The 13,347-nt window shown below is 35.0% G+C and carries 12 protein-coding genes and 1 rRNA gene; 7 read left to right on the top strand and 6 right to left on the bottom strand.

The genetic code is table 11. The features are described 5' to 3' along the window. Positions 1–295: 295 nt before the first annotated feature. The 5 genes from DCO46_RS20110 to DCO46_RS20090 all read right to left on the bottom strand — a co-directional run bounded on the left by DCO46_RS20110 (position 296) and on the right by DCO46_RS20090 (position 4,806). Positions 296–1,126: an amidohydrolase family protein gene (locus DCO46_RS20110; RefSeq protein WP_116754271.1), complete on the bottom strand. Its 831-nt coding sequence runs from the start codon at positions 1,124–1,126 to the stop codon at positions 296–298. Between the two features lie 6 nt (positions 1,127–1,132). Next, complete coding sequence (locus DCO46_RS20105) at positions 1,133–1,930, bottom strand: SDR family oxidoreductase (RefSeq protein ID WP_116754270.1); 798 nt, start codon at positions 1,928–1,930, stop codon at positions 1,133–1,135. Positions 1,931–2,067: 137 nt separating this feature from the next. Then, complete coding sequence (locus tag DCO46_RS20100; RefSeq protein ID WP_116754269.1) at positions 2,068–3,081, bottom strand: zinc-binding alcohol dehydrogenase family protein; 1,014 nt, start codon at positions 3,079–3,081, stop codon at positions 2,068–2,070. A gap of 17 nt (positions 3,082–3,098) precedes the next feature. Further along, positions 3,099–3,953 carry a fumarylacetoacetate hydrolase family protein gene (locus DCO46_RS20095; protein WP_116754268.1) on the bottom strand — a complete coding sequence of 285 codons (855 nt, stop codon included), beginning with the start codon at positions 3,951–3,953 and terminating at the stop codon, positions 3,099–3,101. A gap of 88 nt (positions 3,954–4,041) precedes the next feature. Next, a complete protein-coding gene (locus DCO46_RS20090) occupies positions 4,042–4,806 on the bottom strand; it encodes an SDR family NAD(P)-dependent oxidoreductase (RefSeq protein WP_116754267.1) in 765 nt (254 codons plus the stop codon). A 337-nt stretch (positions 4,807–5,143) separates the two neighbouring features. Here DCO46_RS20090 and DCO46_RS20085 point away from each other — a divergent pair, with 337 nt between their 5' ends. From DCO46_RS20085 to fucP, 7 genes are all read left to right on the top strand, one after another. Next, a complete protein-coding gene (locus DCO46_RS20085; RefSeq protein ID WP_116754272.1) occupies positions 5,144–6,292 on the top strand; it encodes an ABC transporter substrate-binding protein in 1,149 nt (382 codons plus the stop codon). Further along, positions 6,289–7,440: a CaiB/BaiF CoA transferase family protein gene (locus DCO46_RS20080; RefSeq protein ID WP_116754266.1), complete on the top strand. Its 1,152-nt coding sequence runs from the start codon at positions 6,289–6,291 to the stop codon at positions 7,438–7,440. Before DCO46_RS20085 ends, DCO46_RS20080 begins: the two co-directional genes overlap by 4 nt. Continuing rightward, positions 7,437–8,576: a CaiB/BaiF CoA transferase family protein gene (locus DCO46_RS20075; RefSeq protein ID WP_116754265.1), complete on the top strand. Its 1,140-nt coding sequence runs from the start codon at positions 7,437–7,439 to the stop codon at positions 8,574–8,576. Before DCO46_RS20080 ends, DCO46_RS20075 begins: the two co-directional genes overlap by 4 nt. After that, positions 8,576–9,802 (top strand): ABC transporter substrate-binding protein, encoded by a 1,227-nt coding sequence (locus tag DCO46_RS20070; protein ID WP_116754264.1) that lies wholly within the window; start codon positions 8,576–8,578, stop codon positions 9,800–9,802. Before DCO46_RS20075 ends, DCO46_RS20070 begins: the two co-directional genes overlap by 1 nt. A gap of 54 nt (positions 9,803–9,856) precedes the next feature. Beyond that, positions 9,857–10,930, top strand: a complete 1,074-nt coding sequence (locus DCO46_RS20065; protein ID WP_116754263.1) for a Gfo/Idh/MocA family protein — start codon at positions 9,857–9,859, stop codon at positions 10,928–10,930. 11 nt (positions 10,931–10,941) lie between these two features. Continuing rightward, positions 10,942–11,388 (top strand): MaoC/PaaZ C-terminal domain-containing protein, encoded by a 447-nt coding sequence (locus tag DCO46_RS20060; protein WP_116754262.1) that lies wholly within the window; start codon positions 10,942–10,944, stop codon positions 11,386–11,388. 125 nt (positions 11,389–11,513) lie between these two features. Continuing rightward, a complete protein-coding gene (gene fucP, locus DCO46_RS20055) occupies positions 11,514–12,818 on the top strand; it encodes an L-fucose:H+ symporter permease (protein WP_116754261.1) in 1,305 nt (434 codons plus the stop codon). Between the two features lie 443 nt (positions 12,819–13,261). Here the strand turns inward: fucP and rrf are convergent. Continuing rightward, positions 13,262–13,347 (bottom strand): 5S ribosomal RNA (gene rrf, locus DCO46_RS20050); the annotation flags it as partial.

Raw genomic sequence — 13,347 nt, 5'->3', positions numbered from 1 at the left:
GGAACGATAAATAAAAAGCGCTACTTCATCTCCTGCCAAGGCAGCGGCCCTGGACTCATCCCATAAATAGCTTACGTGCTTAAAATTCATATTGGTTATAATTGTATTCGACATTTATATTATTTTAACGATCAATCTGATTGTAAAATAAGAGAATGTAAAAAACATAACTATCCTGTACTATCCTTTGTCAAAAGCACTTATTTCAATATTTTTAGCAATAAAAAAAGTGCTTTCAAATTTTATCAACCGGAATTGATTTTGAAAGCACTTTTTTATATAATCTTTATTTAAATCAGAGTTTATAGAATGATTTTGCATTTTGATACCAAATCTTATTTTGATCTTCAATTGAAAAATGTGAAATATAATCTTCCAGTGTTTTTACAACTGTAGCATAATCTGCCGCGACATTGCAAACTGGCCAGTCGGAACCAAACATTAGTTTGTCAGCAGAAAAATTTTCAAAAACAACATCGAGACAGGGTTTTAAATCACCAGCTTTCCATAAATTCCAGTTGGCTTCGGTTACCATTCCTGAAATTTTGCAGGAAACATTTTCGTATTTTGCGATTTCTTCAATGTCTTTTTTCCATGATATTATATCACCCGATTTAATATCCGGTTTTGCAATATGATCGATAACAAAAGCCTGATTGGGAAAACTTTTAACTAGATTTAGTGCTGCAGGTAACTGGCGATGAAAAATGAGAATATCATAGGTGTAATTATATTGTTTTAGTGCTGCTATCCCATTTCGGAAATCTTCTCTAAACATAAAATCATCCGGTTCTCCCTGAACGACATGCCTGAAACCTTTGATTTTTTCCTGACTTGAAAAATGACCTAATCTTTCTGCGATATTTTTATCACATAAATCTACCCAGCCCACAATGCCTTTTATAAAGTTATTGTTTTTTGCTAAATCTATTAGAAAGTTTGTTTCCTCTTCAGATTGACTTGCCTGAACGGCCACACAGCCTTCAAAATTATTTTCTGTAAGCAGCCACAAAAGATCTTCCGGCAAAAAATCTCTTTGAATTTTCTGCATGGTATGATCGATCCAACTGTCTCTTACGGGGTCAAATTTCCAAAAGTGCTGATGTGCGTCAATTCTGTTATTCATAGAAGTTTAATTTACGTCGTTGATTAAAGCACGATCCAGGTGTACATATCCTCCATCAACAAAAACAAATTGTCCTGTTGTATGAGAAGAGCGATCTGAAATAATGAAAAGTGCTGTATCTGCAATTTCTTCCGTTTTTGTCATTCTTCCTTCAAACGGAATACTTTTGTTGATTTTTTTCAAAACCAATTCGCCATCTGGTACTGTTTTGATCCAGTCTTCATATGCGGGAGTATAACTTTCTGCAATAATAATCGCATTTGAACGGATTCCAAATTGAATCAGATCAACTGCCCATTCTCTGGTAAGACCGAGAACTCCACCTTTCGCGGCAGCGTAACCTGAAGTTCCTCCTTGTCCTGTCAAAGCAACTTTAGAACCTATATTCAATATATTTCCTTTGGATTCTTTTAAATACGGAAGCGCATATTTAACTAACAAAAAATAACTTACTACATTTAGTTTCAAAGAATTCATAAAATCCTCATAACTTGAATCTAAACCGGCTCCGTCATTTACACCAACGTTATTGATAACGACATCGATTCGACCGTATTTTGCGACGATTGTTTTAACTGCATTTTCAATTTCTATGGGATCCGTTACATCGGTCTGCACAAATAAAGAATCTATTCCTCTTTTTTGAAAAGCTTCTGCATAATCCAATCCTCTGCTGTTTCTGTCAATCAAAATCGGAATCGCTCCTTCATCTGCAATTCGATTAATGATTGTTTCTCCAATACTGCCTTGTTTTCCCGCAGAACCTGAAACAACAATTATCTTATTTTTTAAATTTAAATCCATTTCTTTTTGTGTTAGATGTGATTTGTAAAATGTGAAATGTATTTTGTGAATTGTGAGATGTAAAGGATAAAGTAGATTTTATCTTCTTTCAATAAAAAAATTTCACATTTTACATCTCACAATTCACATTTTACAAATTATTCAATCTCAATTAAGGCTTTAATTACATTATTTTTTGGATCGATTAATTTTCCAAAATCGTCAATCATATTTGAGAAACTGGTTCTGTGTGTAATGTATTTTTTCGGATCGATTTTTCCTTCTTTCAGGCATTTCATCACATATTCAAAATCTTCAATGGTTGCATTTCTGCTGCTCATTAAAGTTGATTCTCTTTTATGAAAATCAGGGTGGCTAAAACTCAATTCTCCTTTTTGAAGTCCGACTAAAACAAATCGCCCTCCGTGAGAAATATAATTAAAAGCTCCGTTCATTACATTTCGGTTTCCGGTTGCATCAATTACAACATTAGCCATATCACCATTTGTAATTTCAGCGAGTTTTGCTGCAACATCATCGTGTAATGGATTTATAGTTTCGTCTGCCTTGAGCGCTTCTTTACAAAAATTGAGTCGGTACTCATTAATATCCATCACGATAACTTTGGCTCCTGCAATTTTTGCAAACTGAATAAGACCGATACCAATTGGTCCTGCTCCCATTACCAAAACGGTATCAGTTGGTTTGACCGCAGCTCTTCTTACACCGTGCGCTGCAATGGCCAATGGCTCAACCAAAGCCAGTTCATCATAATCCAAGTCCTGACCGTGAAGTAAATATTGCTCCGGAATTGTAACATACTCTGCCATTCCGCCATCAATATGAACTCCGAAAACTTTAATATTTACACAACAATTTGTAAGTCCGTTTCTGCAGGCAACACATTTTCCGCAATTAAAATAAGGGATAAAAGTTACTTTATCTCCAGGTTTAAAACCTTCAGCATTTCCTTTGATATATTCTGCAGCAAGTTCGTGCCCCAAAATTCTGGGATATTCAAAATAAGGCTGTGTTCCGCCAAAAGCATGAATATCTGTTCCGCAGATTCCGATTCTTTTAATCTTCAGCAATACTTCGCCTTCTTTTGGTTCCGGCATTTCTGTTTCTTTTAAAACAAATTCCTGAGGCTTTTCACATACTATAAATTTCATCTTTGCAATTTCTTTAATTACTTTTTATAGGCTACTGCCGTTTGCTTACTTGTTCCCAAACCTTCGATTCCAAGTTCTACGACATCTCCTGCTTTAAGATATATTGGATCTGGTTTTATACCTAAACCAACTCCCGGAGGTGTTCCTGTACTAATAATATCGCCAGGAAGCAATGTCATAAACTGGCTTAAGTAATGAACTAAATATGGAATCTTGAAAACTAAATTTAAAGTATTGCTATTCTGATATTTTTTACCATTTACAGTAAGCCACATTGATAAATTATCTACATCTTTTACTTCATCTTTAGTAGCCAAAAATGGTCCAAGAGGCGCAAATGTATCACTACCTTTTCCTTTTGCCCATTGTCCGCCACGCTCTAACTGAAAAGCTCTTTCGCTATAATCATTCAACAAGGCATAACCCGCAACATAATCTAAAGCTTCCGCTTCTTCAACATAACTTGCTTTTTTTCCAACTACAAATGCAAGCTCAACTTCCCAGTCTGTTTTTTCACTGTTTTTAGGAATAATCAAATCGTCATCAGGACCGCATAAAGAAGTTGTTGATTTAAAAAAGATAATAGGCTCCGTTGGGATTGGTGCATTTGTTTCTTTACAGTGGTCTACATAGTTTAATCCAATACAGATTATTTTTGAAGGTCTCGCTACAGGAGAGCCTAAACGCACATTTGAATCTACTTCCGGTAAAGTCGGATTACTGTCTAATGCTTTTTGCAATTTTTCTAAACCATTTTCTTCGAAAAAACTTTCGTTAAAGTCCGAAACAATTGCCGAAACATCATATCTCTTTTCACCAATTAAAACTCCTGGTTTTTCTTTTCCGATTTCTCCAAAACGTATTAATTTCATTTTTTTTCTATTTTGATTATTATTTGTTTTTTAGGTTCTAAGGCCAAAAACTTAGCAACTTAGTATATCAGAATCTTAGTCTCTTTTTTTAGTTATTTAATTTAATAAATCCTCCATCGATAGGATAATCGCAGCCTGTAATAAATCCGGCTTCGTCACTACATAAGTATAAAGCCAAAGCAGCAATTTCTTCTGGTTTTCCCATTCTTCCTATTGGTTGTGATTTGGATAATTTTTCGAACATTTCTGCTTCTTTTCCGGCATAATTTTTTGAAATAAAGCCGTCTACAAAAGGGGTATGAACTCTCGCAGGTGAAATGGAATTGCAACGAATATTTTCATGCATATAATCTTTAGCTACAGATAATGTCATTGCCATTACCGCTCCTTTGGCTGTAGAATAAGCAAACCTGTCCGGGATACCAACCCAAGCTGCAATTGAAGCCATATTGATGATAACCCCGCCGTTCGAAATTCTGAATTGTGGAATAGCAGCATACAGACAATTATAGACTCCTTTTACATTGACATCCATAACCCTGTCAAAATCAGATTCTGTTGTAGTGTCAACTTTGCCCACATTTGCAATTCCTGCATTGTTTACGAGAATATTGATGTTTCCTATTTTTTCAAATGTAGCTGAAACCTCTTTTTGGTCTGCGACATTACAGGCATATGAGAATACTTTCCCTCCGGATTTTTGAATTTCTGCTACTGCTTCCTGAGCACTTTCAATAGTTAAATCAATAATGTGAATTTCTGCTCCCTGTTTGGCAAACAAAACTGCAATTGCTCTTCCTATTCCGCTGCCACCACCGGTAATTACAGCCTTTTTATTTTTTAATGAAAACATCTTTAAAATTATTTAGTCATTTAATGAATTGTGTAATTGTTGCTTTTTGATTTAATTTAAATTAAATGTAAAAAACACATTTACAAATGTAATTTTTAATCTCAATATTTGAGATATATTTTAATAAGTTTCTCCTAAAATAATCATACTTTAAAAAATTATCACATTTTTTAAGTGATTTGTAAAAAAATTACTTCTTGTTTAAACTTTAACTAAAAAAGATCCTTTATTAAAGTTAAGATTTCTTGCATGTTTAAATCTTATTTCTACATTTGTAAATGTGTTTTTTACATTTATTAAATTTCAAATTAGAACTTTCAACATAAATCCTAAAAAAATGAAGGTATTAAAAGGAATAACCTGGAATCATACAAGAGGTTTATTACCAATGGTAGCTACAGCTCAGCGTTTTACCGAACTAAATCCAAAAATTGAAATTACCTGGGAGAAAAGAAGCTTACAGGAATTTGCCGATGCTTCGATAGAAGATTTGGCAAAAAGATTCGATTTATTGGTGATCGATCATCCCTGGACCGGATTTGGAGCATATACAAATGCCATCCTCCCCCTGTCTGATTATCTTTCTCCGGAATATATAAAAGATCAGGAAATAAATACTGTCGGGCGTTCTTACGGCAGTTACGTTTTTCATAATAAATTATGGGCTTTGCCAATTGACGCAGCTACTCCGGTAGCAGCTGCGCGTTTGGATATCTTAGAAAAACAAGGTTTAAAAGTACCCCAGACTTATGACGATTTACTGGCTTTGGCCAAAAAAGGACTTGTTGCTTTTGCAGGTATTCCTGTAGATGTTCTGATGAGTTTTTATATGTTTTGCTGTAGCCTGAATGAAGCTCCTTTTCAGTCTGAAGATAAAGTCGTTTCAAAAAAAACAGGAAAAAAAGCTTTGCAGATGTTTAGGGAATTAGCGCAGCTTATTGATCCGGCAAATTTCAACAGAAATCCAATTCAGGTTTATGAAGCTATGGTCAACTCAGATGAAATTGCGTATTGTCCTTTTGCTTATGGTTATTCTAATTATTCGAGAACAGGATACAGCCGAAAACTGCTTCATTTTTACGATTTAGTTGAATTAAACAACAAGCCGATGATTTCTTCACTGGGAGGAACAGGTTTGGCAGTTTCGTCATTTAGTAAAAATATTCCTGAAGCTATAAAATATGCTGAATTCACTGGTTCGTCTCACGTTCAGCAGAATATATTTGCTGATAACGGTGGCCAGCCAGGTCATTTACAAGCGTGGAAAAGTGAAAGAATCAATCTGTTAACAAACGATTATTTCAAAAATACTTTACCTGCTTTAGAAAGGGCTTTTCTTCGTCCGAGATATTCAGGACATATGTATTTTCAGGATCATGCCGGAGATATCGTTCGCGAATATTTGATGAATGGCGGTAACGAAGAGCAGGTTTTAGAAGTTATGGATGCGCTTTACGCAAAATCTTTAAACCTGCAAACAACATGAAACCATTAGAAGGATTAATTGTTCTTGAATTCTGCCAGTTTTTGGCCGGACCTTCTGCTGGTTTAAAATTAGCCGATTTAGGTGCAAGAGTGATAAAAATTGAACGCCCGTTAAAAGGCGAAGCCTGCAGACAATTAAGCATCAAAGATCTTTTTGTTGATGACAGCAGTTTACTATTTCATACCATTAACAGAAATAAAGAATCTTTTGCAGCCGATCTTAAAAATCCGGATGATTTGATTTTAATAAAAAAACTGATTGCCAAAGCTGATATTATGACACATAATTTCAGACCGGGTGTAATGGAAAAAATCGGATTAGACTTTGATCAGACTTTAGCAATTAATTCAAAGATTATATACGGAACAATTACCGGATATGGAAATAAAGGTCCATGGGCCAGAAAACCGGGACAGGATTTATTATTACAATCTCTTTCCGGCTTAAGCTGGCTAAGCGGCAGAAAAAGTCAGGGACCTGTTCCGTTTGGACTGGCTGTCGCCGATTTAATGTGTGGAAATCATTTTGTTCAGGGAATTTTGGCTGCCTTGCTTAAAAGAGCTAAAAGCGGAAAAGGGGTTTTGGTTGAAGTAAGCTTATTGGAGTCTGTTCTGGATGTTCAGTTTGAGGCGATCACCTCTTTTCTGAACGATGGCGGACAATTGCCGGAAAGAGGAGATGTCAAAGGAAGCGCACATGCCTTTTTGAGTGCTCCTTATGGAATTTATCAAACACTGGACGGTTATCTTTCTCTGGCCATGGGCGATTTACTTTTTATTGGAAAAACCCTCGGATTAGATTTGAGCCAATATGCAGATAAACACCAATGGTTTGTTTCGAGAGATGAAATAAGAAAAATATTAGGGAACAAAATAATCACACAAACAGCAGATTTCTGGATTGAATTACTTCAAAAGGAAGGAATCTGGTGTGGAAAAGTTCTGAATTACGAAGAACTGGACAATCAGCCTTTTGTAAGCGAATTAAATTTAAAACAAACTGTAAAAAATTCGGATGGTAAAAGTCTGGTAACAACCAGAAGCCCGATACAATTAGACGGAGCTATTTTGGTCAGTAAAAAAGCTGCACCAAAAGTGGGCGAGGACAATGAGAAAATACACAACCAATTTTTTAAACGATTAGAATGAAACCATTAGAAGATTATTTAATTATAGATTTCAGTCAGTTTCTTTCGGGGCCTTCAGCCAGTTTACGACTTGCTGATTTAGGCGCACGCGTTATAAAAATTGAAAAACCGGGAACAGGCGATATATGCCGTACCTTATATACTTCTGATTTGATTATGAACGGAGAATCTTCTGTTTTTCATACCATCAACAGAAACAAGGAATCCTTTGCCATTGATTTCAAACAGGCAGATGAACTTCAAAAATTAAAAAAATTATTAGCCAAAGCCGATGTTGTCATGCATAATTTCAGACCCGGAGTTATGGAACGTATTGGTTTAAGTTATGATGATGTCAAAGCAATAAATCCGACTGTGATTTACGGATCAATTTCCGGTTTTGGTCATCATCCCGATTTAAAAGATTTACCGGGACAGGATTTATTATTACAATCTCTTACTGCCCTAACCTGGCTGAGTGGAAACCAGGACGACGGTCCCGTTCCAATGGGATTATCTATTATTGATATGCTGGCCGGCGCACACTTAGCTCAAGGAATTTTGGCTGCCTTATACAGAAAAGCGACTCATAATATTGGAGCAAAAATCGAAGTTAGTATGTTAGAATCTGCTTACGATTTTCAGTTTGAAACAATTACTACTCATTTCAATGATGGTGGTGAATTACCTGTCAGAACAAAAAGCAATAATGCACACGCCTATTTGGGAGCACCATACGGAATTTACCAAACAAAAAATGGTTATTTAGCTTTAGCTATGGGATCAATTCCGGTTTTAGCTTCACTTCTAAAATGCGATGCCTTACTGGCATTTCCTGAAAATAAATTTACGTTACGGGATGAAATCAAAAATATTCTGGCTTCGCATTTACAAACTCAGGATACTCAATTTTGGTTAGACATTTTAGAACCGGCAGATATCTGGTGTGCCAGTGTATTAAATTATCATCAGCTTTTTGCAGAAGATGGTTTTAAGGTTTTAGACTTTACACAAGAAGTTCAGATGACAGATGGTTATCAGTACAAAACAACCAGATGTCCGATAAAAATAGATGGAGAATATTTAATTTCAGATAAAGGTTCTCCAAAATTAGGTCAGGACAACGAGCGAATTATTAAAGAATTTATTGATTGCTGATGGAAAAGATAAGAATCGCTGTTAGAAAATTTGATCCTTTTGAAACTACTTTACAAAAGCTATGGGACGCATTTTGTCTGAAAAACAATATTCAGGCTGAAGCCGAAATGATTCCATTAGAATTGCATGATCTTTACGAACAGACTATTGCTCAAAAAGGACTTCAAAACGGAAAATGGGATATTGCACATCTTAATACCGATTGGGTTTTTGATGCAGCAAACGAAAAAGCGATTCTAGATTTAAATCCATTTATCAAACAAAATGCACCTCAGAATTATCCTGATGGCTGGCATAATTCGTTGTTACGCTTACAGCAAATTAATAATGGGACTTATGGCCTTCCGTTTCATGATGGCCCTGAATGTCTCATTTTTCGAAAAGATTTATTTGAAAATTCAATAGAAAAGGAAAATTTCGAAAAGCAATTTGGTTATGAGCTTCAGCCTCCAAAAACCTGGGATGAGTTTGTTCAGATTGCAACGTTTTTTAACCGGCCTGAAGAAAACTTATATGGCTGTGTTTTTGCCAATTTCCCCGACGGTCACAATATGGTTTTTGATTTTTGTCTTCAGTTATGGACCCGCGGCGGTACTCTGGTCGATAATCAAAATAAGATTAATATCAATACTTCTTCAGCTGTAGAAGCTTTAGATTTTTATAGATCTGTGGTTAATAATAAAAATGCTGTTCACCCGAAATCAAAAGTATTTGGTTCTGTAGAAGCAGGTATGGCTTTCGCCGAAGGACAAGCCGCAATGGCAATTAATTGGTTTGGATTTGCTTCTATGTGTGAAGTTATCGAAGAATCTAAAGTAAAGGGCAAAGTTGATATTGCTGAACTTCCGTTCGATAAAAATCATAAAACAGCTTCTCTGAATGTCTACTGGCTATACACAATTGGTTCGGGAAGTAAACATCAGAAATTAGCTTATGATTTTTTACAATTCGCAATTGCGCCTGAAAACGATAAAATTTTAACTATTGAAGGTGGAATTGGATGCAGAAAATCAACCTGGAACGATCCTGAAATAAACAAAATCATACCGTTTTATCACAAATTAGAAATGCTGCACGAAAACGCACTTACTTTACCACAGACTCCAATATGGCCAAAAGTAGCCGAATTGATTGATCAGATGGTTTTGAAAGCAATAGAAACTGGTATTTCATCTGAAAGACTTTTAGAAGAAACCCAAAATGCAATTCAACAATTAAGGAACTAAGAACTTGTCAAATTTTAAATCTGGCAAAGATTTACGAACTCAAAAATTTAAAAAATGAATATTCCATATAAACCTTTACTGCCCGAAACTGTTCAGCCCATCATTATTATTGGTGCGAGTGGTATTGTAAAAGATGCTCACCTTCCGGCTTATGAGATGGCTGGTTTTAGTGTTTTTGGTATTACGAACAGAACCATTTCTAAAGCATATGATTTAGCAAAACAATTTAAAATTGAACATGTTTTTGAGAATGTTGCCGAGGCCGTAAAAAATGCTCCTAAAAATGCTGTTTATGATATTACCGTTTTGCCCGATCAATACATTGAAATTTTAGAACAGCTTCCTGACGGTGCTGCAGTTCTGATTCAGAAACCAATGGGAAATGATTTAGCACAGGCACGTGAAATTGTAGCTGTTTGTGAACGCAAAAATCTGGTTGCTGCTATAAATTTTCAATTGCGCTTTGCCTCTTTTGTCAGTGCCGCCAGATATATGATTAATCAGGGAATTATTGGAGAATTATACGATTTAGAATTTAAAGTTACTGTAAATACCCCATGGGAATTATTTCCGCTAATAAAAGAACATCCAAGATTAGAAATTCTTTTTCATAGTGTACACTATATCGACTGTATCCGCTCGTTCTTAGGAAACCCAAATAGTGTAATGGCAAAAACAGCCAAACATCCATTAAAGAAATTATCTTCAAGCCGGTCTACTATTATTTTAGATTATGGTGAAAGCATGCATGTTGTAATCAATACCAATCATGATCATCATTTTGGGCCAAAACACGAAGAAAGTTATATTAAGTGGGAAGGAACAAAAGGAGCAATCAAAGCCAAAATGGGATTGTTGATGAATTATCCTGATGGACTACCTGATGTTTTTGAATATGCTTTACCGGTTAAAGAAGGTGAAAATGAATATGAATGGACAAAAGTACAACTGGAAAGTTCCTGGTTTCCTGAAGCATTTATTGGAGCCATGTCAAACTTAATGCGTTTTAAAGAAGGATCTGACAAAATATTATCAGCAAGTGTCCAGGATGTTCTTGGAACTATGAAAGTAGTAGAAGCCTGTTACAAAAGCAGCAATGCTGGCGGTGTTTCATTAAATGAATTATAAAAAATAAAACTATGTATTTCAAATCGACTTTTTTTGAAGATTACAAACTCGAAGATAAACGAGTAACATTCGGGAGAACTATAACTGAAACTGATTTTGTGGTTCATGCCGGACATACCGGAGATTTTTTTCCTCATCATATGGATGAAGAATGGTGTAAGACACAACCTTTTGGACAACGAATTGCTCACGGAACAATGGTTTTTAGCATTGGAATTGGTTTAACAGCATCTGAAATAAATCCGGAAGCTTTCTCAAAAGGATACGATCGCATGAGATTTGTAAAACCGGTACATATTGGTGACACAATTCATTCTGAAATTACAATTTCCGAAAAAGGAGAAGCCAAAAAACCTGATATGGGTACGGTAACTGAACATGTAGAAATTATAAACCAACACGGTGAAGTCGTTTTGGTATGTGATCATTTACTTTTAGTAAAAAAGAAACCACTATAAACCACCTTAAATTATCAGGCAAGAATGCAGAAGCGCGAAGTTTTTCTCAACAATTCTTAAACTTTGATCTTTTGTTTCTTTGCAGCTTTACAACTAAAAAACTCATTAACTAAAAAAACCTCATAATGCAACTAACAAACCAAACAGGTGATCAACACGAAGTTCCAACCGAAGGCGGAAATGGTAATAAATATCTTTTACCATTCATCTTAATTACCAGCTTATTTTTCCTTTGGGGAATGGCACATGGCTTAGATGGGATATTGATTCCACATTTAAAAAAAGCCTGTCAACTTAACAACCGACAATCTACATTAATTGATACTGCAATCTTTTTTGCTTATTTTGTAATGGCTATTCCTGCCGGAATTATTATCAAAAAAATTGGATATAAAAATAGTATTATAACGGGTTTATTAGTTTTTGCAGCAGGAGCATTTCTATTTATACCAGCAGCAAACACCAGAACATATGAACTTTTTCTGTTTGCGTTGTTTATCATTGGTTGTGGCTTGACCATTTTAGAAACCAGTGCTAATCCGTATGCAGCTATTTTAGGCCCTCCAGAGTCATCTTCCTCTAGATTAAATTTAGCTGCTTCATTTAATGGTTTAGCAGCTATGTTAGGTCCTGTTTTGGGAGGTATCTTTATATTGTCTGGAGTTAATTATACTCGAGAACAGATGGCTGAAATGTCTGATACCACAAGAGTATCTTATTTATTAGAAGAAGCTTCAACTGTAAAAGTACCTTACATCATTCTAGGAAGCGTATTGATTTTAGTAGCTATTATTTTTTATTTCATGCATTTACCTTCTATGAAATCCAAACCAACAGAAAATGAAGTCAAACCGGGATTCTTTTCTGTTTTGAAATACAAACATTTAAGTTGGGCAGTTGTAGCACAATTTTTTTATGTTGGGGCACAAGTTTGTGTAACCAGTTTTTTTGTTCGAATAGCACAAAAAGAAGCTGGTTTAGATGAAAAAACAGCAGCCTATTATCTTGGCATTTATGGCTTCTTATTTATGATGGGGCGTTTTAGTGGAACATTTCTCTTAAAATTCATTAAAGATTATATTTTGCTTTCTATTTATTGCGTAATAAGCGCTTTCCTTTGTTTGGTGGCAATTTATGGATCAGGAATTTATATCATTTATGCACTGGGCGGAATTGGCTTTTTTATGTCTATAATGTTTCCCACCATTTTTTCTTTGGGTCTGGTTGGATTAAAATCAAATACTGAAACCGGCTCATCCTGGTTAGTAATGTCTATTGTCGGTGGAGCTATCCTCCCTTATGCAATGGGTACACTAATTGATATTAAACATGATGACATCCAATCAGGGTATATCATTCCATTATTTTGCTTTATTATAATACTTTATTTTAGTGTTTTTGGAAGAAGGGTGAAAATCGTAAAGCAATAGATCCATAAAAAGAAGTTTATGAAAACAACATAAAATATTTCTCAAATATAGGCTCCATTAGAAATAATGGAGTTTTTTTTATTCTTTGTTTTATAAAATCTGTTAATTTAATATTTGTTGAGTCTAGAAAAACACTGTGCTATTTAAGACAATTAACTAATATTTTTCCAAACTACATCTTAAACTCAATCAATAATTCTCAAAATATATCATAACAAATTAAATGAACTATAAAACAGCATTTTAAAAGCCTATTCTAGTTTAATGACATAAAACAACATAGCTAAAAGAAAACTTTAATCTAAGGAGGCTATAAAAATTATTCTTTTTAGCTGTACAATCCTTTAGATCTACAGATTTTGAGGCTGACTATAGGTCTAAACTCAACTATCAAAAAGTTATAAAACAAAAAACCCTATCCGATTTGGATAGGGTTTTCAAAAGAAAGGCGACGACATACTCTCCCACATAACTGCAGTACCATCTGCGCAGGCGGGCTTAACTACTCTGTTCGGGATGGGAAGAGGTG

The organism is Flavobacterium sp. HTF, from assembly GCF_003105115.1.
GTDB lineage: Bacteria > Bacteroidota > Bacteroidia > Flavobacteriales > Flavobacteriaceae > Flavobacterium.
The sequence above is the reverse complement of the archived record's forward strand: the minus strand, read 5'-3'. Positions and strand labels throughout refer to the sequence as shown.